We start from the raw sequence: 22,199 nt of genomic DNA, 5'->3' as shown, positions 1-22,199 counted from the left end.
TAAGCTCATCGGATAGAACAATTAAAGTGCAACAATGATAAATGAGAAGTGTTTTCATTTGCAACTGGTTTTTCAATGTTTTTAATCGATTTTACAAATTAAAAATAAAAAAAGGATGCATAAAGCATCCTTTTTTACTACTCATATTAAATGAATATTCACATGTTATTGAAAAACAACAGTCTTATTGCCATCGACAATAATACGGTCTTCTAGATGCCATTTGACCGCTCTAGCAAGTACGTTACGTTCAACATCTTGGCCTAATTCACGCAGTTGATCCACAGTAAAATCGTGGTTTACTCGTTCTACATCTTGCTCAATGATTGGGCCTTGATCCAGATCAGCCGTCACATAATGCGCTGTTGCCCCAATCAATTTAACGCCTTTTTCATAAGCCTGTTTATATGGATTTGCCCCCACAAAAGCAGGTAAAAATGAGTGATGAATATTGATCACTTTCATTTCCCACTTTTGTACAAACTCTTCATCGAGAATTTGCATATAACGCGCGAGAACCAGTAAATCATTCCCTTGCATTAACTCATCGATCTTTGTATAGGCTTCACGTTTATTTTCTTTGTTGACTGGAACCACATAGAAAGGGATACCAAAGTTTTCTACAGATTCACGTAAGTCTTCATGGTTTGAAACCACTTGGGTAATTTCACAAGGTAAGCCACCACGTGAATGACGCCATAACAACTCAAGCAAAGCATGGTCAACTTTAGACACCAAAATACCGACTTTTTTAATGTCACTCACCAAAGCCAAACGCCAATGCATACTATAGCGTTCAGCCACATTGGTTGCGAAAGTTTGAATGAGACTCTCACGACGGGATTGCAAATGATCAAGTTCAAACTCAACACGCATAAAATAACGCCCGCCCTGAGCTTCAGTTGCGTATTGATCAAGCGCAGTAATGTTCGCGCCCTGATGATACAAAAAGCTCGATACAGCTTGCACGATTCCTGGCTTGTCTTCACAAGTAATCAGTAGACGTGCTGTGTTGGCAGTAGTCATGTTCATGTTGATGGATATCACTTATAAGTTAATTTAAAAACAGCCGAATATTTTAACGCTTTTTCATCAGCTTTCAATCTTGATTCCGCATCAATCGCGTTTTACAGCAGATAAACTGGCAAATAATTCCGAAGAACCGAAGCTTTCTAGCAAGCGTTCATAGGTTTCGCGACTTTCGCCACGTAAATAAGGACCTTCTAAAAACACCATCTGGCGCAATGCTTGCCAAATCCATTTTTCATCTAAATGGTTGGAATCACTTAAATGCCCAGACATATATAGGAAGTTGGTCCAGTTGGTCAGGACAATCCAAATATTGATGATGAGTGCTTCAATTTCAGAAGGTGTCATCTGCATCAGTCCCGCTTCAACAAAGGCATGATAAATTTTTTGCCCTTGTTGCATCACCTTGCCAGCAAAGCGAGGATAAATTTTTCTAAAGTCGTCGTTATTTTCAATTAAATGGTAAACATCACGATGTAGAAAGCGATATTCCCATAGCTGACTACTTAAAACTTGGAAATAACGGATTTTGTCATTCGCATTGACTCCACGGTCATCGGGTAATGACAGCATATCTAAAGTTTCTTTTTGGTATTGTTCCATCAATTCTTTGATGATTTCTTGTTTGTTTCGAAAATGATAATACAAATTTCCAGGACTGATCCCAAGCTCTGCTGCAATATGATTCGTTGTAACTGCACGTTCGCCGCGCTCATTAAAAAGTTGCAGACTAATCTGCAAAATTCGGTCTTTCGTTTTCAAAGTTTTGGAGCTCGACATCCTATTACCATTTTTAACCGTTAGCACAAGCTAACATAAAGTGACTTGACTATTTAGAGTATTTACTCTAAAAATTATATTATATTAACCTATTCGTAAATGGTGTTTGTCATGAACAGTCATACAAAAACAAATTCAATGACTTCTTACTCACCTGAAGTTCAACGTATGCATGACATTCTTGAACAACAGAAAGTCGCTTATCAACGCTACCCTGTTCCTACAGCAAAGGAACGTATTGAACGTTTAGCTCGCTTAAAGAAAGTTCTGGTAAAATACCAAGATCAATTTGCAGAAGCAATCAATCAAGACTACGGCAATCGTTCAATCAGCGAAACTAAAATTGGTGAACTACTCACATGTTTAGAACAAATTAAATATTATAGCAAGCATTTAACAGCATGGATGAAACCATCTAAGCGCCATGTGTCTATCTTACACCAACCAGCCAAAGCTTGGGTGCAATATCAGCCTTTAGGTGTGATTGGAATTATTGCACCATGGAACTATCCATTATTGCTTTCTGTTGGCCCACTGATTTGTGCACTGGCTGCTGGAAATCACGCAATACTCAAAATTTCAAGTTCATCTTCTAATTTTGGCTTCGTACTTGAAAATGCACTCTCAGAAGCATTTCCACAAGAATTGGTTGCCGTGGTCAATGGCGGTGGTCAAATTTCCGATGCATTTTCACATTTAGCATTCGATAAAATCATTTTTACTGGCTCTACCAATGTCGGTAAAACCGTGATGTCTGCTGCTGCCGAAAATCTAGTGCCTGTTATTCTTGAGCTTGGTGGTAAATCACCTGTAATCGTACATCCTTCAAGCGATCTCAATCTGGTCGCTGAACGTATTGCTTTTGGTAAATTGTGGAACTCTGGTCAAACCTGTGTAGCACCAGACTATATGTTCCTACCTCGAGGAAAAACTGCCGAGTTTATTGAAAGCTTTAAACAAGCTGCAACAACAATGTACCCGACGATTCGTGATAATCAAGATTACACCAGCATTATCAACGATAAGCAGTACAACCGTGTTCAAGGTTATTTAGAGGATGCACGTCAACAAGGCGCTGAGTTGATTGAAATCAATCCTCAAAATGAAGAATTAGCGAGTGTACGTAAAATTGCCCCAACATTCTTAACAGGTGTTCTACCGACAATGGACATTATGAAGAATGAAATCTTTGGTCCAGTGCTTCCAATTATGGAATATGATCAAATTGACGATGTAATTGACTTTATTAATGGCAGACCGCGTCCACTTGCTTTATACTATTTCGACTTTGACAATGCCCGCGCAGAATACGTTTCTCAACGTACCCATTCTGGGCATTTCGGTCAAAATGCCGTAGTTACCCATGTTGCACAAGACGATTTACCATTTGGTGGCGTTGGTGCATCTGGCATGGGCAAATATCATGGCCCAGAAGGTTTCTTTGGTTTATCACATGAGCGTTCAGTAATGTCTATTCCTAAGCTATTTAGCTTAAAATTCATATTAGCGCCTTATGACAAAGCCCTAAATAAGATTTTAGAGAAAACTTTCTTACGCTAACTGATCAAGGCATGATCTATCAAATTAGATCATGTTGCGTTTTGACGAATTCCGCTTGTCTTTTAAGCGGAATTTTGGTATAAAACGCCCCTTGAATGAATTCAATCCGTTTTATTTTGACTGGCCATACAGATTTGCTGTTGGCTAAATCAATGGAGTTACACCATGTCTAAGGTTTGCCAAGTTACCGGCAAGCGTCCAGTCGTTGGTAACAACGTCTCACACGCCAACAACAAAACTAAACGCCGGTTCGAGCCGAACCTGCATCACCACCGTTTCTGGTTAGAAAGCGAAAAACGTTTTGTACGTCTTCGTCTAACCACTAAAGGTATGCGTATTATCGACAAATTGGGCATTGAAAAGGTTGTTGCTGACCTTCGTGCTCAAGGTCAAAAGATCTAAGGAGTCTGAACCATGCGTGATAAAATTCGCTTAGTTTCTACTGCTGGTACAGGTTATTTCTATACCACTACTAAGAACAAACGTACTATGCCGGAAAAAATGGAAATCAAAAAATTTGATCCAAAAATCCGTCAACACGTAATCTTCAAAGAAGCTAAAATTAAATAATTTTAGTTTTCTTAAAAAATACGATCCATTTGGGTCGTTTTTTTTGCCTTTTTTTTCTTCGACTTGTTAAACTCTTTAGCGAATTTGGCACTGATTGTGCATTTTATATGGCTTTATACAAAGTCATTACCTTAAGAAATGATTTTTTGAATGATTTCTCCTGAAGATTTAAGGAGTATTTAGTGCCTCATGATGTAGATCTGATTATTTTACTTGCAGTTGGTTTTGGTATAGCCCTGATCTTTGGCTATATCGTTGCACGATTACGCCTGCCACCTTTGATTGGTTATTTAATTGCGGGAATTATCATCAGCCCCAATACCCCAGGTGTTGTTGCAGACATCGCGCTGGCCAATCAGCTTGCTGAATTAGGCGTCATGTTCTTGATGTTCGGTGTCGGGATGCATTTTTCCCTCAACGATTTAATGCAAGTCCGAAAAATTGCCCTCCCTGGTGCAATTTTACAAATCGCGGTTGCGACCTTACTGGGTATGGCAGTTTCCATCTTTTGGGGCTGGAGCTTTGGTTCTGCACTGGTCTTTGGCTTAAGTTTATCCTGTGCAAGTACGGTGGTTTTACTCAAAGCATTAGGTGATAAAGGGCTACTTAACTCGGTGAATGGTAAGATTGCCGTTGGCTGGTTGCTGGTCGAAGATCTGGTCATGGTTTTAGTCTTGGTTCTACTGCCTGCAACAGCTGTACTTTTAGGCGGACATCCTATTGCAGGACATGAATCTGATCAAAACATTTGGTTAACACTCGGCATCACCCTATTAAAAGTAACTGGTTTTATCGCCTTTATGCTCATCATTGGCAAACGCCTTGTGCCAATGATTATGCAATATGTGGCACGTTTAGGCTCTAGAGAGCTTTTTACTTTAACCGTAGTCGCAGCAGCAGTTTCAATCGCTTATGGCTCATACGCAATCTTCGGCGTATCTATGGCACTTGGAGCGTTCTTTGCCGGAATGGTGGTTAAAGAATCAGATTTTAGTCATCGTGCAGAAGAAGAAACTTTACCTTTACGCGAAATTTTCTCGATTTTGTTCTTCGTTTCTGTCGGGATGTTATTTGATCCACGTATTATTGTGGAACAGCCTCTGCATATTTTAGCAGTCATTGCCATTATTATGATTGGTAAGACGCTGGCAGCGATGGCATTGGTGTTATTTTTCCGTTATCCCATCAATACAGCATTAACAGTGGGCGCCAGTTTGGCACAAATTGGAGAGTTCTCCTTTATTCTGGCAACCTTAGGCTTGTCACTGGGATTACTTAGCCCTGAAGCGCAAAACTTAATCTTAGCGGGTGCTTTATTTTCTATCACCCTCAATTCATTTCTATTTTCTGCGATCGAACCTGTGCAAAACTGGATCCGTGAGCGTTCGCATTTAGCGCGCTTACTTGAGCGTAGCGGTGACCCATTGGCGATGCTTCCAGATGAAGTTGATCAAGCGTATTTACGTGATCAAGTGGTGATTGTTGGTCATGGTGAAGTCGGACGTCGTATTACCAAAACATTGATGGATGATGGCATCAAAGTGGTCATCGCTGAAGAGAACCGCGAAATTGTAGAGAATTTGCGTGAAAAAGGCATCGCTGCGGTTTCTGGTCGAGCAACAGAACCCAGTGTTTTGATTCAAGCCCATATCCAACATGCACGACTATTGGTGATTTCACCGATGGATATTGTAGATATTCATAAAATTGTCGATACAGCCAAGCTGCTTAATCCAGAAATTCAAGTGTTAGTCTGTGCTGAAAATAAAGAAGAAGCTGAAGTGATCCGTAAAGACAATGTCGGTGAAGTCTATTATGCAAAAGAGGAAATGGCGAAAAACATGAGTAATCATATTTTAAACCAGATCCAAATTGCTCATCATCATGAACCAACACATTGAATTAGGATAATCTTTAAAACGTAGCTAAAACCACACGACTGTTCTTTGTGGACCTTGGAAAGTCGTGGTGCTTCCATTATGTAATGGTATCGATAACGATGTTGGATGGGGGATCACCACCCCATCTAACAAAAGATTTAAAACTTCTAGAATTTGATGCCATTTGCGTATATCAGGTTATTTGCATACAAAGAAAAACGCACTCGAAAGTGCGTTTATTGTATTTATTCTAGAATAAATGAAATCACTAGCTCATAAATTTTGGTTGTTCATCAACAACTTCAGCGTGCCATTCATCTGCCTGTTTTTCAAGTAACGCAAATAATGCAGCCTGAATCATCTGTTGTGCAATCGCTGGCGTTTGATCACCCAGTAATGCTTTCACTTCTTCATTAAATTGAATAGTGACCAAGGGCTCTTTTTCAGAACCTGCATTACGCAGTGCCAGCTCCCCACTTTCGAGCTGTACCAACTCCAAAATAGCTTCCTGATTTCCAAATAACTCTTTTAACTGTTCGATAGACATAAATCCTCCATGCTCAACATGGGGCAAGGTGCTGAATGCACTTTGCATCTTGTAGATATTTTATATAGTCATTTAAAACAAAATTTCAAGTATATCTGATCAAAAAGATCAGAATTCAACCATTTCATTACGAAAACCATCAATAAGTTGCGATAAATCTCGGTGCCACTCTCTTAAAATCTTTGTATCAGGCAACCAAGCTTGTGGTGTTTGCGTCACTTTGATAATTAAGTTTGATGATGTTTCATCCTCTGGTTCTGGCGCACTTGGTTCAGGTGCATATTGACAAAGTCGATACGCTCTTTTGAGTTCAGCAATAAATCCTTCTTTGGCTAATTTTTGCATCACTAAAACTTCTGGTGAGACTTGTCCTTTAGCCGCCATATTTTCTTCGATTGACTTTAAGGTTGGGGAAAAATCATTTAAACGGTAATAACGTACCAACTCTTGCAGAAATGCTAAAACCGCGCCATGTAAATGAAATACTGCTGCTTCACGATGTGCTTGAGCTTGTTGAACATTTTCAGTTTGTTCTCCCTGCATACATGCAAGACGAGCAAAATAAAGTTTTTGATTGGTACGGTCTGCATGAAAGCGAGCTACACGTGACATGGAAGTTCCCTAAGATTTTGGCATTCTTTACAGTCTTAGCTTAATCTTTATTGAACAAAAATCACAATGAATTTTATCCATGTTGTATGTCAATAAAATAGATAGCGCTCGTTTTTGCAAGAATATCAATTTAAGTTTTTATTTTTATCATGGTTTGACGAGATTATTTAAATACTAAAATAAAAAAAAGGAGCAATAAATGCTCCTTAGACTATCTGCCAATTATGCTTCTGGCTTATCTTCCGCTGCTTTTACACGAATTCCATGACCATGTAAGCGCAAGGTATTTAAACCTTTAATCGCTTTAACTGCTTCTCTACCATGTGGCATTTCAACAAAAGCAAAACCTTTCGATTTACCTGTTGCCGCATCAAGTACTAGAGTACAAGTATCTACTGTACCGTATTGCTTAAATAACTCTAACAATTCAGCTTCAGTTACAGTACGTTCTAAATTACGAACTAAAATTTTCATCTCACAACCTTAAAATATAAACGAGGCAAAAAACATCAAAAAGCACTCGCCTACCTACTTTTTGAATGAAAAACGATTGCTATAGTTTAATCTAGATCTATACCAAAATCTAAATTAATCGCCCGACGCTCGATTAGGGCACTTTTTACAGTTTGCTCTCGCTGTCTATAGTGGGTTTCTGTGCTACATAAATTTCGAGTTAAATCATTGAGAAAATAACTTTCAATCTTACGACCTTGTTCATCTGTTTGCGTATGTGCCCAAAAACTTAAATTTTGTTTGGTTAGAATAAGTTCATTTTGAGCACGTGTTAAAGCCACATAAAGTACACGGCGCTCTTCTTCAACTTCATCGAAATTCCCTTGCGCACGTGCATTTGGGTACTGTCCAGCAGAGACATTTGCCACATAGCAAACCTTTTGTTCTGTACCTTTAGCAGAATGGATGGTAATTAAAGTCACCACATCATCTTGCGACTGACGCTCAATTTCACTGATTGAAACAGGGTCAAGTACATATTCTTCTAAGAACTCGCTCAGTTGGGTATGTTTAGACGCCAGTTGCTTGACCAGATCAAAATCACCCACTCGTTTATGCCAATCTTTTTTGGCATAGTTTTCTTCAAGTTGGTTGAGAATAGCCTCTACACCGAGTTTTACACAGGCTTCAACTTCGGTTTTTAATACACTCATTTGCTTCATGATCAGCAATGTATTGTCAGGAATGCGCCCAAACTTCTCTAATTTTTCTGTAATTTTCTCAATATCTGCATCCAGTAAGAGCTGTTGCGCCAGCTTACTCGCACCGACGTCGCCCACGCCATTCCATAAGGTTAAAAACCGCATCCACGCAATATCATCCAATGGGTTAGCAATAACACGCAATAAACTCAATAAGTCTTTGACATGCGCTGTTTCAAGCAACTTCATCCCTCCAATAAATCGGTAGGGAACATTGGCTTGGATAAAAGCAGCCTCAATATGTCTTGCCGCAAAGGCTGAGCGCACCAACACCATATGGTCATGCCAAGCTGAACCTTCCAATAAATGCCGCTCTTTGATGTCGATCGCGATCCATTTTGCTTCATCAAACTCATTTGGAAAAACATGCATTCGCGGTTTAATACCATCACCACGATAAGCTTCCAGTTTTTTATCGTAATGAATCGAACTTTGATCGAGTAACCAGTTGGAAAAATCTAAAATTTCTTGAGTAGAACGATAATTTTTTTCTAATTTGAAAATCTCTGCATCTGGCACACGCTCTTTAAAATGGTGGATATTTTCAAAATCCGCACCACGAAAACCATAAATCGACTGTGCATCGTCCCCCACGCAGAACAGTGATGTTTTATCTTTTAATGGTTCAAGAATTGCCCACTGCAAAGGATTGGTATCTTGCATTTCATCAACTAGCATGTACTGGCATAAGCCCGCAACATAATCCGCTAAACCATCGGACTGCGCCAAAGCAGATGCAACCACGGCGAGAATATCATCGTAATCTAGAAAACTACGTGCCCGCTTACGGATTTCGTACTCTTTCATGATTTCAGCGATTTGCTCTTTATCGTCTAAAAACTCAGGCAGTTGCTTTTCTAAAGCCAAACTTAGTTTTTGCCGAGTATTGCGTGCAAAGGAATATAAATCACAAAGCTGTTGTGGTTTAGGTAAGGCGTTGGGATTCTTTTTATCATCCTTTCCACGAATCAAACGGAACAACATCAATTGATCATCACGATCTATGATCGAAAATTGATCTAATCCAAAAGCTTTTGGCACACGTCTAAGTAAATACATGCAAAAGGTATGAAATGTAGATGCGCGTAACCCTTTGGCCTGATCACCTAAAGCAAGCTCTACCCGCGCCACAATCTCGCTGGCAGAACGGCGAGTAAATGTCAAAATTTGGATTTGATTGGCAGGAATGCCTTGATCAATGAGATATGCAGCTCGTGCCACAATGGTTTTGGTTTTGCCACAACCTGCCCCAGCAAGAACTAGACTATGTTTTGTTTCAGTCGTAGCAGCTTGTTTTTGTTGAGGGTTTAATTCATTAATCAGGTTGGCTAAACTCATTTTCACTCATCATTTTATGGATGGCTGCTAGTTTAGCAGAGCTATAGTGAAATTATGCATTTTAACCCAAGAATCAAGTCGTGAATTGACGCTTAAATCAGGACATACCAATGAAGAAAAATTCAAGACAATAAAATTTATCACCCATAGCAGAGATTAAAGGAGAGCTTCGATAATAAAAACAACCCTATAATCTTAACAACCGTGCCACACTCTCACAACAGCGTTCTAAATTTTGCTCACCATGCTTTAATGCTGTTGCTAAATCACATGCACCATCAACAATACCAAAAATTGCACTAAAGCCTTCTGCATAAAGCTCATCGACGCCTTCACCGATATGCCCTGCAAAAGCAATCACAGGTTTATTCAACTGCTTGGCAACTTGCGCCACCCCAAAAGGCGTTTTGCCAAACTTAGTTTGAAAATCAATACCGCCCTCACCAGTAAACACATAATCCGCTTGTGCAATTTTTTCCTCAAGTTGGGTTTCTTTAATCACAATTTCTACACCAGAGCGTATTTTTGCTCCTGTAAAAGCCATAAGTCCGAAACCCAAACCGCCTGCAGCACCAGCACCCTGTACATTTGCAACATCAACATTCAACTGTTGTTTCACCAACGCAGCAAAATGATCAAGATTTTGATCTAAGATCCCAACCATCTCAGCAGTTGCTCCTTTCTGTGGCGCAAAAATAAAAGAAGCACCATTTGGACCACATAATGGATTGTTTACATCACTGGCAATAATAATTTCAGTTGCTTTTAAACGCGCATCGAGTTGTGAAAGATCAATGCTTTTGATCTGCTGAAGCTGCCCACCACCCACGTCTACAGAATGGTTATTCTCATCTAAAAATTTTGCCCCTAAAGCCTGTGCCATCCCGGCACCAGCATCATTGGTGACACTACCACCCAGGCCAATAATGATTTTACCAACACCCAAATCCAAAGCGGCTTTGATCATTTCGCCTGTACCCAGAGTTGACGTCACTAAAGGATTGCGTTGAGACTTTTCGATCAGGTGAATACCATTTGCCAGCGCCATTTCTATAACAGCCGTCTGACCACCATCAATTAATCCCCAATAGGTCGATATTCGTTGCTGAGCGAATGGACCAGTGACCTCAACATATACTTTACGACCACTTCGTGCAGCGACCAAAGCATCGACTGTTCCCTCACCACCATCTGCCATAGGTACATGAATAAACTGTGCATCAGCAATGACTTTTTCAGTACCACGTTGCATTGCAAAACAAGCTTGTTCGGCTGTCATACTTTCTTTAAATGAGTCAGGCGCAAGAACAAAAACTTTAGACATGAGCAAATGCATTTTGGTGAGATTCAAAAATTAACATAACGATTTTTCGAGTATAGATAAACTAATAAATTCATAATTAAGACTAAAGAAATGACAACTATGCAACGTGTAAACCTTGGTAAGACTGCCCCAGAACTATATAAAACGGTCATCGAGCTTGAAAATTTATCTATGCAAAAAGTTCAGCAAGCTGGGCTTGATGCTGGATTCTCTCATTTGCTCAAATTAAGAGCCTCGCAAATTAACCAATGTGCTTTCTGTGTTCGTATGCATACCCAAGATGCAATTAAAGCGGGCGAGTCAACGGATCGTATTGCGTTGATTAGTGCTTGGCGTGAAAGTGAATACTTTACTGAAAAAGAACGTGCGGCTTTAATTTTAATTGAAGAGATCACTTTAATTGCCAATCAACATTTTCCAGATAGCGCTTATGAACAAGCTGCACAGCATTTATCCAGTGATGAAATCACGGCGATTGAATGGGTTGCGATTGTGATCAACACATGGAACCGTATCGCCATTTCCAGCCAATATAAAGTCGCGAAATAAGCTGAGTTTCAACGCTTAAATCATTTATCTAGGTAACACCTCGCTTTTTAGGAAGGTTAATTGAGATAAGATTTAACTGAATACTGCTCTAGTTGCATAAAAGTTTACACCAAAATGCAAAACGCCTGATGTCATTGATCAGGCGTTTTGTTAAAAGCACATATGATTTAAAACATTAAATGAAACCTTAATGACTCGCAGGTGGGATTTGTTTAATTGCCGCAGCAAAGGTGAGATAGTTGACTCCTTGGAACAAAATATCCACACCTAAAAATAATCCGAGTACCCAAAAAGGAGAGTCTGGTGATGCCAGAATAATTGCACCTGTTGCCAAGGTTAAAAGCCCTGAAAATAATGTCCACCCCCATCCAGACATTGGCTTTAACATAAACGCATTAAAAATACGAATAAAACCGCCAATCAATAAAGCAATTGCCAGTAAATTGGTTAATACCACTGCAGTAGTAATCGGAGATTTAAATGCATAATAACCCGCTGCAATATACAACACACCAAACAACGCCCAAAGCCAGCGGAAACCACCATCAAAAATTTTAAACGCTGCAATCAGGTGTAAAACCCCACCGATCATCATTAAAGCACCAAACAATGCAACAACCGTCAATGTTGCCATACCCAGTGAAGCCAATAGCACTAATCCAAAGATCACCAATAAAGCTCCAAGCAGAAGATACCATTTACGGTTTTCATGGAGTTGATGACGAACTAAATCATTTCCTACAGTACGCATAATTCTTCTCTTGGTTGTTATTCATTCATTTTATTGTTGATCTAATTCAGGTGTTTGTCTGTATAAAATCTGCATCTGTACCAAAATAAAGCTTTGTTTGAGCAGAATCTAAGCGATAAACAGCACAGCTCTATACGCTACTTCACCCACCCCATTTCTTGTGCAGTGAGTCGACTGATCATGGTATCTTCTAGATCTTCAGGTGTCTTGCTTTTGCTTTCTGAAAGCGCAATATAGCCGCCCATAATTTCTGCACGCTGCTGCGGATAACGTGGTTGTTGCTCAGGATTGGCATAGCCCGTCGGATAGAGTGGCTGCCCCGTTGTAAAATCATATTTGTCTTTTGCACCAAAGGTATGCAATAACTCATGTACAAGAACGACTTTATTGCTCGAACTTTGCTTTCGTGATGCAAATAAATTCACTGAGCCAATACGCCCACGCTCCAATGCAGTGGAGTGCTTCAATACTTTCTGCAACTTGGGATCATAATAATTTAAATACAGCGTTACCGATGGTGAGCCATCTTCGCCTTGATGCTGTTTCCATGCATAAAATCTAAATTTTAAACTCCACAAAACCGTATCCAAGATACGACCTGATTCTGGAAACTTAGGTGGCAAGGTATTTAATTCACGTCCAAGCTGAAAATGAAATGAAATCGGTTGCCCACGAAATGCTTGAGACTGTAGACCTAAATAATGTTCAATTTCCTCAAGATCATCTGTTGAAATTTGCTGAATATAGGCTGATGTGGAGCGTTGACCATCTGCATTGATCGGATGTAATAAAACAACGATTGGCTTGCTCCAATCTTGGTTCATATCACGCCAAGCGTTCACTGCAACAATCAGCAGAATGACCAGTAAAATACCAACTCGAATCTTTTTCCACATTGAATATATTCTCAATTTTTAATCGCAATAAAAATGCTGACCTAGGCCAGCATTTTTAAATATTTATGGATTAAGCTTCTACCCATTTCCCATCTTGGTAGACCAAAGACCATTTGGTTTGTTTACCTTCTGGGGTTTCTGAACCAATATATTGCGCTTGGTTTTTACGGCTAAACTTAACCAATGTTGGATTACCATCTGGATCTTGATCAGGCGCTTGCAAGATAAACTGATACTTAGGATCAAGTTGATCTGCAACTGAACGTAACTCCGCAACCTTCGGTGCACGTGTTTCGCGTACTTTAGGGAATTTGCTTGCCGCCAAGAATAAACCCGCTGCTCCATCACGTAGAACAAAGTAATCATCATGTTTGACTGAACGTAAATGTTCCATTTTGATTGGGTCGACACGAGGTGGTGCTGGCTGACCATTTTTCAAAACTTTACGGGTATTGTCACAACTCATACAAGCGAAATATGGACCAAAACGACCCGTTTTCAACTGCATCTCGCCATCACATTTATCACATGGAATGGTTGGACCATCATAACCCTTGATTTTGAACTCGCCTTCTTCCAGCTCATAACCATCACAATCTGGGTTATTTCCACAAATATGTAACTTGCGACCACCATCAATCACATAGCTGTCCATTGCAGTACCACATACTGGACAACGTTTTTTCGACATTAAGTCAGCAGTTTCAGCACTGTCATCATCAGAAAGTATAGCCAACGACTCAACTGGTGTTAAATTCAACGTTCCTTTACAGCGTTCTTTTGGTGGTAAGTTATAACCAGAACAGCCAAGGAAGACACCCGTCGTGCCTGTACGAATCTGCATCGGGCGTTCACATTCTTTACAGTGAACAGCTTCAACTTCTACAGGTTGATTACGGCGCATGCCGTTTTCGCCCTGTGCTGTGGTTAAACGCTTTTTAAAATCACCATAGAAACTATCTAACAGTTCTTTCCAATTACGTTCACCATCTGCAACTTTATCCAATTGACCTTCCAAATCTGCAGTAAATGCATAATTCATCAGGTTATTGAAGTTCTCGTCTAGACGATCGGTAACAATTTCACCCATCTTCTCTGCAAAAAGACGGCGATTGTCGAGTTTGACATAACCACGATCTTGAATCGTCGAAATAATCGCAGCATAAGTCGATGGACGACCGATTCCACGTTTTTCCAACTCTTTTACTAAAGATGCTTCAGTAAAACGTGCAGGTGGTTTAGTAAAGTGTTGAGAAGGATCAAGTTTCTCAAGTTTGAGAATTTCACCCACTTTGACTGCAGGTAATAAAACATCATCATCAGACTTGTTCTGACCACGAACTTTGGTAAAACCATCAAAAACTAAAGTACGACCTTTGGCTTTGAGTTCTACACCATTCGCATCAACCAAAATCGTTGAGGATAAATACTCTGCTGGAGTCATTTGACATGCAACAAATTGACGCCAGATCAAATCATATAAACGCTGTGCATCACGCTCAACACCCGCCAAACTATCGCCTTTTAAGGCAACATTGGAAGGACGAATAGCTTCATGGGCTTCTTGCGCATTGGCTTTATTCCCATAACGATTTGCTTTAGCAGGTAAGTACTTTGCACCAAATTCAGTTTCAATATGATTACGCACCATACTGACAGCATCATCACTCAAGAATGTTGAGTCAGTACGCATATAAGTAATAAAACCAGCTTCATATAAGCGCTGTGCAAGCATCATGGTTTTCTTTACTGAAAAACCTAAGCGAGTACTTGCAGCTTGTTGCAAGGTTGAAGTGATATAAGGCGCACTTGGATTGACCTTCGTTGGCTTATCTTCACGTGTTGCAACTTTATATTCAGCATCTTTTAAAATTTTCAATAAAGCATCTGTTTGCGCTTTATTTTGTAATTTTAATGTTTTGCCGCCTTGTTTGACTGCTTCTAAACGAATTTCATCTTTTGCAGAATGAGTGTCTGCAAAAACTTGCCAGTATTCTTCAGGAATAAAGGCACGAATCTCACGCTCACGCTCGACCACCAATTTTACTGCAACCGACTGTACACGCCCTGCAGAGAGGCCACGTGCAATCTTTTCCCACAGTAGCGGTGAAACCATAAAGCCCACCACGCGGTCGAGAAAACGACGTGCTTGTTGCGCATTCACACGGTTTAAATCTAGACGTGTAGGTTGCTTAAATGCTTCTTGAATGGCATTTTTAGTAATCTCGTTAAAGACCACACGATGGTAACGGCTATCATCACCACCAATCACTTCTCTTAAATGCCATGCAATCGCTTCTCCTTCTCTATCCAAATCCGTTGCGAGATAGATTTCATCTGCATCTTTGGCTAGTTTTTTGAGTTCAGCGACCACATGTTCTTTGCCTGGAAGCACTTCATATTTGGCTTTCCAACCATGCTCAGGATCGACACCCATACGATTGACTAAAGCGGATTGTGCTTTTTCAGCCTTCTGTTCATCCGTCAATTTGGTACGCGTTGCAGGCTTTTTTTCTGTCGATTTACTTGAACCACCTGTAGGTAAATCACGAACATGACCTACCGAAGACTTCACAATGTAATTTGAGCCTAAATATTTATTAATCGTTTTCGCTTTTGCAGGCGACTCCACAATCACTAATGCACGTTTTTTCCCAGCATCAGGAGAATTTGCTGTTGTGCTTTTGGATGTGGACCGAGGAGCGTTCGCCATAATAAACCACTGTTCCTATTATTAAGTTAAATTTCAGCCAATTTAAGTAAATATGCCTTCATATCATCAAGCTGTGTTGCTCTGAGGTCAGATTCTTCATCCCAATAAAGCCCTACACAGTTGGCCTGCATATCAATAGCATAAATCCCTTTTAATGCAATGGGAAAATCTTTAAATTTCTCATCACCGAGGACCACTTGAAGCTTTTGCTCTTCTACACGGGCGCGCATCAAAGCTAAGCGTGCATCTGGAATCAGTACACTATAATAAGCCACCATACTCGCACGAGACTCTGTTGCCATCGGGATTTTCGTCCACTCTGGTGCAGCCACTAAACGTGGGTGTAAGCCCATCTTGCGTGCTTTCTCTCGCATTAAACCTAATGCTTTTTCTCTAGGGCTTACGCGTAAGCCAAAAATTGAGCCCAATACAAAAACAATAATAACGAGCGCAACCCAAAGACCAGTGTGTTCCATAGTTCACCTTTTAATTCCTATATTAGAGTTGCATAAGCTGAATATAAAACGCAAGTTTAAAATTAAAATTACCGCCAATTACTGATTTTGAGGTCAGTTTAATTTCTTATTTTTCATTCATATTTTTTTCATAAAGCTCCATCCAGCTTCCCAATGACTGAATAGCGCTTTGCAGCGTTTGTCCTAATTCGGTAATTTGATATTCCACTCTAGGCGGTACTTCTGGGTAAATCTGCTTGGTTATAAGTTGGTGTTGCTCCAGCAGTTTTAAATGTTTCGACAACTCTTTTTGTGGGATTGGCGCTAAAGCCTTCTGTAATTGGCTAAATCGAACAGGATGCTGTGCTTCAATAAGATGATAGACAATTGGCAATACCCATTTTCCCGAAAATAATCCAACAAATCGCATAATCGAACAATTTTGCTCATATTGCAGTGTCGTCATTTTTTCTACCTTACATAAAGCTACATTTTATAGCCTTTGAGTTTAGTCCATTTCAAACCAAACAACGACTAAGTCACCAGTTGGTAAGTACTTACTTTGGCAAATAAATTTTCACAATATAAGGGTTTGTAGACATTTTAGTGAAAAACATGCGATTAAAGGATAAAACGGTTTTAATTACTGGCGCAACCAGTGGAATTGGTTTTGCAGCAGCACAACGCGCAATACAAGAAGGTGCTTTTGTTGTGTTTACTGGCCGAAATCCAGATCAAATTGTACTGACACAAGAACAATTCGGCAGCCAAAGTTTGGGCATCCAATGTGATCACTCAAGCTTAGCATCACAAGATCATTTCATTGAAAAAATGCAACAATTATCCATTAAATTCGATGTAATTTATATCAATGCAGGCAGTGTTAGCCATGAAGCATTTGGACAATGGACTGTTGAACAATTCGATGCGATTTTCGATACCAATGTAAAAGGTCCATTTTTTCTGATACAACGCTTACTTCCAATGATCAAGCCCCATGCTTCAGTGATTTTATGTGGTTCGACCAGTATTCATATCGCCTTAGAGAAAAGTAGCGTTTATGCCGCTTCAAAAATCGCCTTACGCTCTTTGGTCAAGACCTTATCTAGAGAACTTTTAGCCCAGAAAATACGATTTAACTTACTTTCACCAGGACCAACCTTAACCCCTGCCCTCAACAAAGTTGCGAGTACGCCTGCTGAAGTTGAACAGCTCAAAGCCAGTATTGAAAATCTTGTGCCAATTCAAAGGTTGGCAGATCCAGTCGAAATTGCCAATGCCTTTATTTATCTTGCTTCTGATGAAGCTAGATTTATTGTCGGTAGCGAACTCTTGGTCGATGGTGGCGTAGCAAATTTATAAGCATAAGCAAAGTTATAAAACTATAGTATATGGCTTAATAAAAAAGCGCTAAATATCCAAATCTAAGCGCTTTTTTATATTGCTCTGAGCAGTTTAAAAATCGCCCTAATTTAAATACATTTCATGACTATAAACAACTTCATGACCATTCCAATAAATATAGCCTTTTTCAATCAATTCTTTAAGCAATAAACGGATATCAGATTTTGGAAACATTTGCTCCAATAAATCACGCAACTCATAAATATCTTTAGGTTTATCGGTTTTTAAATTATTCAATTTATGAATCACTTCAATTTGCACTGGATCTATTTTGGCAAAGTTTTTAAACAAAACCTGATGTACTGCACCCACTGAGTCTTGTTGATCCATTTCCTGTAACATCTGATCTGAATCGACACGTAATTTTTCTAAAATTTGATCAATTTTTTCAAGTTTGATATTGGATTGTGCTGCGGATTCAGTCTCAGCTGGGCGTGCTAAAACAGGCTTGTCGATGTCAAGACTTGTCCATTGTTTCAAGACTTTTTTACGATAAGCCACCTGATCCTCAAAGCGTTTGACAATTTTTAAATTGATTAACATGCCAACCAGATGCTGAGCTTTTTCTGGTACAACCTGCAAAATATTCACAATAGAATTCTTTAATTTTTCAATGGTATTCGGTTTGCCTGTCATCTCTCCCAAGGCATCGCAATACTTTTTAACCATTTGCAAATACGGCTTATTTTGAATGGTTTGTAGACTAGGTATTGAGTACTTGTTGCGTTGACGTTCTAGCGTGGATTGGACTTGAATAAAACTACACGCTAGATCAGCGCTACGCATCAGATCTAACAATAAGGAACAACTTGGCATCGCAGAAATGACTTCAATCTGCATCTCTGGCTCTAATAATGCCAATAATTGCCCCACCACAACTGCATATTCATATTCTTTTTCAGATGCATTCGGTACTTCTAAAATCACCACTTGACCACTGCTCACCCAGCCTGAAAATTCAGTTAAATCTTCCAGTGAGTACTGGAATTGCCCCGTACAATTGAAAAGATAGAGTATTGGGTAATGTTCAATAATCTCCCGCAGCATTTTGGCTGTAGGCATATTATTTTCAAGATCGAGAAGAACAGCTTTATTCGGCATGGTCAAAAAGTTTGCAACTGAACAGTGGCAAGCATTACAACCAGCTTTCAACAAAAGGTCAAATAAAATTGGAAATTTAATCCTAAATTCCCAATTCCACCTGACTTAAATGTATAAGTTTTAGATTTTAAAGATAAATATTATTGGATGGTTGCAATCACTTGATCAGCCTGACACGTGCTCCCAAGCTCTTTCAGCAATTCAATTTGACCACTTTGATGTGCCAAAACTTGAACTTCCATTTTCATGGCTTCCATAATTGCCACAACTTGCCCTGCACTCACTTGCTCACCAGTTTGGACTTTCCAAGCAATGATTGCACCGTTTATAGGCGCTTGTAAGTGCTCAGGTTGAAGTGCTAACTCTGTGCTTTGCGCTGGTTGTTGCTCCACCTGAACTGCACCTTGAGCAAACATCCCTGCAGGCAAGCCTAGACGGTGTAATTTCCCATCAATTTCGATATAGCTTAAAACCATCGCTTGTTGATGCTGAGGAATTGCACGTCGAGTTGATTTTAAGTCTTGTTTAAAGTCATTTTCAATCCAACGCGTATGTACTTTAAATTCGTCGGTAAAATCAGGCTCATTCAGCACGGCACGATGAAAATCTAAAACTGAAGCCACACCCTCAATTTTAAACTGCTTTAAAGCACGTTTTGCGCGGCGTATTGCGATTTCACGCGTTTCCCCCGTCACAATCAGCTTTGCCATTAAAGAATCGAAATGGCTGGAAACCAGAGAGCCTGTGCGCACGCCGGTATCGACACGCACACCATGACCAAAAGGTGCTTCAAATAAACTTAGTGTACCAAATGCTGGAATAAAACCACGGCTAGGGTCTTCTGCATTGATACGAAACTCAATGGCATGACCTTGTGCTTTAGGGGTTTCTTTGATCGATAACTCTTCGCCCAAAGCCACCTGAATTTGCTCAACCACCAAATCAACGCGCGCTGTTTCTTCAGTCACAGGATGCTCAACTTGCAACCGTGTATTGACTTCTAAAAATGATAAAGTCCCGTTTTGACTTAATAAATACTCGACTGTCCCTGCTCCAACATACTGAGCAGCCTGACAAATATTTTTTGCTGAAGTTAAAATCTCTTGGTAAATCTCATCACTGATAAATGGTGCTGGAGACTCCTCAACTAATTTTTGATTACGACGCTGTAAAGAACAATCGCGTGTACCTAAGACCACCACATTCCCATGCAGGTCGGCAATCACTTGCGCTTCCACATGACGAGGATTGTCTAAGTACTGCTCAACAAAGCATTCGCCACGGCCAAAGGCCGCTTTTGCTTCACGGACAGCAGAGTCATAGAGTTCTTTCACTTCTTCAAGCTTCCAAACCACTTTTAAACCACGACCACCACCACCAAATGCCGCTTTAATTGCAATAGGTAAGCCATATTGTTTTGCGAAGGCTAAAGCCTCATCTGCATTATTCAATGGGTCTTCTGTGCCTTGTACCAAAGGAGCACCCACTGAAGCAGCGATTTTACGTGCTTCAATTTTATCACCCAACTTGGTAATTGCTTCAGGAGATGGGCCGACCCACTTCAAGCCTGCATCAATCACAGCTTGTGCAAATTCAGCCCGTTCCGATAAAAAACCATAACCAGGATGCACCATGGTGGCTTTTGATTTTTTAGCAATATCAATAATGGCATCAATATTTAAATAGGTTTCTTTTGCGGTTGCGCCAACCAAACCCCATGCTTCATCTGCAAGTTCGACATGTAAACTGCCGATATCGTCATCTGCATACATTGCCACAGAAGCAATGCCCATATCACGACAAGCATGGATAATACGCACAGCAATTTCACCACGATTGGCAATCAATAATTTTTCATTTACATATTTTTGCTGGTTCATCTTAGTTCTCGATATCTACAAATTCGGCGATTTTTCTAAATTTGATATGGCAATCCGCAGGTATTTGTGCCACCAAATCCCAATGATGCTTGGCAACCGAAGCAATCACAGGATAACCACCAGTTAAGGGGTGATCATTCATAAACAATACAGGTTGACCATTGGGTGGAATCTGCAAAGCACCAATACATGTGCCTTCGCTTTCCAATTCATGGTGAATCTTACGTGTTAAGGGCGCTTTCCCAGATAAACGTAATCCCACTCGATTACTTTCATTGGTGACTAACCATGCTTGATTGCACAGTTTTTCAATACTGCTTTGCTCAAACCAATCCGTTCGAGGTCCCATCACAATATCAAGTTCAATCGTATCGCCAAGGGATGGGAGATTGGATTTTGGCACTTCGTTGATGCTGATATTGGATGGGACGACTTGACCTTGGTAAATGACATCACCCGTTTTTAAAGGGGCTGGACCAAGAATGGCTAAACTGTCAAAAGAACAGCTATTTAAAACGGGTTGAATATCCAAACCACCACGAACCGCAAGGTAATTGCGTAACCCTGCACTCGGCGTTTGAATTTGAAATTCATCTCCCTCATCCAGTGCAATCGCCTGATAGCTATCAAAATCTGCTTTTTGACCATCTGCAAATTTCACATGGATATTGGAAATTGCACCTGCCACGCTAATGACAGCTGAATTTTGCATGACTGCTTTTAAACCGCCATTTAGCACTTCAATCACAGGCGTATCCGTTGGATTCCCCACGATTCGATTGGCACAATGCATCGAAGCGACATCCATCGCCCCTGCTGTACCCACACCGATATTGCTGTGCTGAAAACGGCCTTCATCTTGAATCGAAACTTGCAAGCCAGATGCCATGATTTTGAATAGGGGGTGTTTTAAATTTAAATCTTGTCGTGGCGTGATTTGCTTAGGCACATCCACAGATACAGGATGATGGGTTATATCCTCAAAATGCACCCGCATTCCCGGTCGTAAAAGCGCAGGATTTTGACGCTCCAAATCCCACATTTTTTCTAACGTTGTTCCAATCAATTGCCAGCCACCTGGACTATCTTTTGGGTAGATACCCGAGTATTGCCCAGCAAGTCCAAGTGAGCCTGATGGAATTTTTTTACGCGGTGTTTTTAGACGAGGAACGTCTGTAAAGGGCAGATCAAGGCTACTCATATAAGCAAAACCTGGAGCAAAGCCAATAAAGGCAACGTCCCAAGTACTTTGATGATGTTTTAATATCAGATCGGCTATAGAGAGGCCTTGCAGTTCCGCCACTTGTGCTAAATCTTCGCCATCGTAACGAATCGGAATAATCACTTCCTGCGTATTGCGATCAAAACCTGAATCAAGGTTTAAAGTACCAATCAAAACACTCAAGGTTTTAAAGTCAGTCTTGATTTCGTCAAAACAAATTAAAATTGTTTTTGCAGCAGGAATTAAATCTTTGATTCCATTCAAGTGTAAATTTTGCAATTTACTGTATAACGCCAAAGTTTCTTCTAAACTAGAAAGTTCAATCAAGAAACTGTCGGAATTTACCGATAAAAATCGCATTTACTGATCCTTTC

At 40.1% G+C, this 22,199-nt stretch carries 21 protein-coding genes; 6 read left to right on the top strand and 15 right to left on the bottom strand.

What is annotated here, in order from left to right:
- Positions 1–165 precede the first annotated feature (165 nt).
- Positions 166–1,032, bottom strand: a complete 867-nt coding sequence (gene purU / locus M2R48_RS02325; protein ID WP_016539263.1) for a formyltetrahydrofolate deformylase — start codon at positions 1,030–1,032, stop codon at positions 166–168.
- Between the two features lie 84 nt (positions 1,033–1,116).
- A complete protein-coding gene (locus tag M2R48_RS02320) occupies positions 1,117–1,809 on the bottom strand; it encodes a TetR/AcrR family transcriptional regulator (protein ID WP_034611676.1) in 693 nt (230 codons plus the stop codon).
- A 111-nt stretch (positions 1,810–1,920) separates the two neighbouring features.
- Here M2R48_RS02320 and M2R48_RS02315 point away from each other — a divergent pair, with 111 nt between their 5' ends.
- The 4 genes from M2R48_RS02315 (at position 1,921) to M2R48_RS02300 (ending at position 5,840) form a co-directional block, all read left to right on the top strand.
- Positions 1,921–3,369 carry a coniferyl aldehyde dehydrogenase gene (locus M2R48_RS02315; protein WP_016539261.1) on the top strand — a complete coding sequence of 483 codons (1,449 nt, stop codon included), beginning with the start codon at positions 1,921–1,923 and terminating at the stop codon, positions 3,367–3,369.
- A gap of 165 nt (positions 3,370–3,534) precedes the next feature.
- Complete coding sequence (rpmB, locus tag M2R48_RS02310; protein WP_000048256.1) at positions 3,535–3,771, top strand: 50S ribosomal protein L28; 237 nt, start codon at positions 3,535–3,537, stop codon at positions 3,769–3,771.
- Positions 3,772–3,783: 12 nt separating this feature from the next.
- Positions 3,784–3,939, top strand: a complete 156-nt coding sequence (gene rpmG / locus M2R48_RS02305) for a 50S ribosomal protein L33 (protein ID WP_003654787.1) — start codon at positions 3,784–3,786, stop codon at positions 3,937–3,939.
- Between the two features lie 182 nt (positions 3,940–4,121).
- Entirely contained in the window at positions 4,122–5,840 is a 1,719-nt protein-coding gene (locus tag M2R48_RS02300; RefSeq protein ID WP_262084971.1) for a cation:proton antiporter, read from the top strand.
- 247 nt (positions 5,841–6,087) lie between these two features.
- Here the strand turns inward: M2R48_RS02300 and M2R48_RS02295 are convergent, their stop codons facing one another.
- From M2R48_RS02295 to M2R48_RS02275, 5 genes are all read right to left on the bottom strand, one after another.
- The gene (locus tag M2R48_RS02295) at positions 6,088–6,366 is read right to left on the bottom strand and encodes a hypothetical protein (protein ID WP_004718010.1); all 279 of its coding nucleotides are present in this window, start codon (positions 6,364–6,366) and stop codon (positions 6,088–6,090) included.
- A 108-nt stretch (positions 6,367–6,474) separates the two neighbouring features.
- On the bottom strand, positions 6,475–6,978 hold the full coding sequence (locus tag M2R48_RS02290; protein WP_004718012.1) for a DUF6586 family protein: 504 nt from the start codon (positions 6,976–6,978) through the stop codon (positions 6,475–6,477).
- A gap of 222 nt (positions 6,979–7,200) precedes the next feature.
- The gene (locus M2R48_RS02285) at positions 7,201–7,452 is read right to left on the bottom strand and encodes an RNA recognition motif domain-containing protein (protein ID WP_004718014.1); all 252 of its coding nucleotides are present in this window, start codon (positions 7,450–7,452) and stop codon (positions 7,201–7,203) included.
- Positions 7,453–7,538: 86 nt separating this feature from the next.
- A complete protein-coding gene (locus tag M2R48_RS02280; RefSeq protein WP_154130137.1) occupies positions 7,539–9,530 on the bottom strand; it encodes an ATP-dependent helicase in 1,992 nt (663 codons plus the stop codon).
- Positions 9,531–9,717: 187 nt separating this feature from the next.
- On the bottom strand, positions 9,718–10,854 hold the full coding sequence (locus M2R48_RS02275) for a glycerate kinase (RefSeq protein ID WP_262084970.1): 1,137 nt from the start codon (positions 10,852–10,854) through the stop codon (positions 9,718–9,720).
- A gap of 99 nt (positions 10,855–10,953) precedes the next feature.
- Between M2R48_RS02275 and M2R48_RS02270 the strand changes: the two genes are divergently transcribed.
- The gene (locus tag M2R48_RS02270; protein WP_262087434.1) at positions 10,954–11,403 is read left to right on the top strand and encodes a carboxymuconolactone decarboxylase family protein; all 450 of its coding nucleotides are present in this window, start codon (positions 10,954–10,956) and stop codon (positions 11,401–11,403) included.
- A 187-nt stretch (positions 11,404–11,590) separates the two neighbouring features.
- On the opposite strand, the gene M2R48_RS02265 is transcribed toward M2R48_RS02270, so the two are convergent.
- The 5 genes from M2R48_RS02265 to M2R48_RS02245 all read right to left on the bottom strand — a co-directional run bounded on the left by M2R48_RS02265 (position 11,591) and on the right by M2R48_RS02245 (position 16,684).
- The gene (locus tag M2R48_RS02265; protein ID WP_004718021.1) at positions 11,591–12,154 is read right to left on the bottom strand and encodes an HdeD family acid-resistance protein; all 564 of its coding nucleotides are present in this window, start codon (positions 12,152–12,154) and stop codon (positions 11,591–11,593) included.
- A gap of 137 nt (positions 12,155–12,291) precedes the next feature.
- Positions 12,292–13,050 carry a hypothetical protein gene (locus M2R48_RS02260; protein ID WP_034611666.1) on the bottom strand — a complete coding sequence of 253 codons (759 nt, stop codon included), beginning with the start codon at positions 13,048–13,050 and terminating at the stop codon, positions 12,292–12,294.
- A gap of 70 nt (positions 13,051–13,120) precedes the next feature.
- Positions 13,121–15,763: a type I DNA topoisomerase gene (gene topA / locus M2R48_RS02255; protein WP_004818820.1), complete on the bottom strand. Its 2,643-nt coding sequence runs from the start codon at positions 15,761–15,763 to the stop codon at positions 13,121–13,123.
- A 26-nt stretch (positions 15,764–15,789) separates the two neighbouring features.
- Positions 15,790–16,239, bottom strand: a complete 450-nt coding sequence (locus M2R48_RS02250; RefSeq protein ID WP_004718027.1) for an ammonium transporter — start codon at positions 16,237–16,239, stop codon at positions 15,790–15,792.
- A 106-nt stretch (positions 16,240–16,345) separates the two neighbouring features.
- Positions 16,346–16,684: a winged helix-turn-helix transcriptional regulator gene (locus tag M2R48_RS02245; RefSeq protein ID WP_034611662.1), complete on the bottom strand. Its 339-nt coding sequence runs from the start codon at positions 16,682–16,684 to the stop codon at positions 16,346–16,348.
- A gap of 149 nt (positions 16,685–16,833) precedes the next feature.
- Between M2R48_RS02245 and M2R48_RS02240 the strand changes: the two genes are divergently transcribed.
- Entirely contained in the window at positions 16,834–17,580 is a 747-nt protein-coding gene (locus M2R48_RS02240; RefSeq protein WP_262084969.1) for an SDR family oxidoreductase, read from the top strand.
- A gap of 105 nt (positions 17,581–17,685) precedes the next feature.
- Here M2R48_RS02240 and M2R48_RS02235 read toward each other — a convergent pair whose 3' ends face one another.
- From M2R48_RS02235 to M2R48_RS02225, 3 genes are all read right to left on the bottom strand, one after another.
- Positions 17,686–18,723, bottom strand: coding sequence for a hypothetical protein (locus tag M2R48_RS02235; protein WP_262084968.1), 1,038 nt, complete (start codon positions 18,721–18,723; stop codon positions 17,686–17,688).
- 140 nt (positions 18,724–18,863) lie between these two features.
- Entirely contained in the window at positions 18,864–20,603 is a 1,740-nt protein-coding gene (locus M2R48_RS02230) for an acetyl/propionyl/methylcrotonyl-CoA carboxylase subunit alpha (RefSeq protein ID WP_262084967.1), read from the bottom strand.
- 1 nt (position 20,604) lies between these two features.
- On the bottom strand, positions 20,605–22,185 hold the full coding sequence (locus M2R48_RS02225; protein WP_262084966.1) for an urea amidolyase family protein: 1,581 nt from the start codon (positions 22,183–22,185) through the stop codon (positions 20,605–20,607).
- Positions 22,186–22,199: the final 14 nt, after the last annotated feature.

The organism is Acinetobacter sp. I-MWF (genome assembly GCF_025433935.1).
GTDB classification, from domain to species: Bacteria; Pseudomonadota; Gammaproteobacteria; order Pseudomonadales; family Moraxellaceae; genus Acinetobacter; species Acinetobacter guillouiae.
Note: the sequence above shows the minus strand (reverse complement) of the source record. Positions and strands in the feature narration are given on the sequence as shown.

Bases quoted from the DNA above. Each gene is read 5' to 3' on its own strand.
- purU (WP_016539263.1), bottom strand. From the start codon at position 1,032: ATGAACATGACTACTGCCAACACAGCACGTCTACTGATTACTTGTGAA.
- M2R48_RS02320 (WP_034611676.1), bottom strand. From the start codon at position 1,809: ATGTCGAGCTCCAAAACTTTGAAAACGAAAGACCGAATTTTGCAGATT.
- M2R48_RS02315 (WP_016539261.1), top strand. From the start codon at position 1,921: ATGAACAGTCATACAAAAACAAATTCAATGACTTCTTACTCACCTGAA.
- rpmB (WP_000048256.1), top strand. From the start codon at position 3,535: ATGTCTAAGGTTTGCCAAGTTACCGGCAAGCGTCCAGTCGTTGGTAAC.
- rpmG (WP_003654787.1), top strand. From the start codon at position 3,784: ATGCGTGATAAAATTCGCTTAGTTTCTACTGCTGGTACAGGTTATTTC.
- M2R48_RS02295 (WP_004718010.1), bottom strand. From the start codon at position 6,366: ATGTCTATCGAACAGTTAAAAGAGTTATTTGGAAATCAGGAAGCTATT.
- M2R48_RS02290 (WP_004718012.1), bottom strand. From the start codon at position 6,978: ATGTCACGTGTAGCTCGCTTTCATGCAGACCGTACCAATCAAAAACTT.
- M2R48_RS02285 (WP_004718014.1), bottom strand. From the start codon at position 7,452: ATGAAAATTTTAGTTCGTAATTTAGAACGTACTGTAACTGAAGCTGAA.
- M2R48_RS02280 (WP_154130137.1), bottom strand. From the start codon at position 9,530: ATGAGTTTAGCCAACCTGATTAATGAATTAAACCCTCAACAAAAACAA.
- M2R48_RS02275 (WP_262084970.1), bottom strand. From the start codon at position 10,854: ATGTCTAAAGTTTTTGTTCTTGCGCCTGACTCATTTAAAGAAAGTATG.
- M2R48_RS02270 (WP_262087434.1), top strand. From the start codon at position 10,954: ATGCAACGTGTAAACCTTGGTAAGACTGCCCCAGAACTATATAAAACG.
- M2R48_RS02265 (WP_004718021.1), bottom strand. From the start codon at position 12,154: ATGCGTACTGTAGGAAATGATTTAGTTCGTCATCAACTCCATGAAAAC.
- M2R48_RS02260 (WP_034611666.1), bottom strand. From the start codon at position 13,050: ATGTGGAAAAAGATTCGAGTTGGTATTTTACTGGTCATTCTGCTGATT.
- topA (WP_004818820.1), bottom strand. From the start codon at position 15,763: ATGGCGAACGCTCCTCGGTCCACATCCAAAAGCACAACAGCAAATTCT.
- M2R48_RS02250 (WP_004718027.1), bottom strand. From the start codon at position 16,239: ATGGAACACACTGGTCTTTGGGTTGCGCTCGTTATTATTGTTTTTGTA.
- M2R48_RS02245 (WP_034611662.1), bottom strand. From the start codon at position 16,684: ATGACGACACTGCAATATGAGCAAAATTGTTCGATTATGCGATTTGTT.
- M2R48_RS02240 (WP_262084969.1), top strand. From the start codon at position 16,834: ATGCGATTAAAGGATAAAACGGTTTTAATTACTGGCGCAACCAGTGGA.
- M2R48_RS02235 (WP_262084968.1), bottom strand. From the start codon at position 18,723: ATGCCGAATAAAGCTGTTCTTCTCGATCTTGAAAATAATATGCCTACA.
- M2R48_RS02230 (WP_262084967.1), bottom strand. From the start codon at position 20,603: ATGAACCAGCAAAAATATGTAAATGAAAAATTATTGATTGCCAATCGT.
- M2R48_RS02225 (WP_262084966.1), bottom strand. From the start codon at position 22,185: ATGCGATTTTTATCGGTAAATTCCGACAGTTTCTTGATTGAACTTTCT.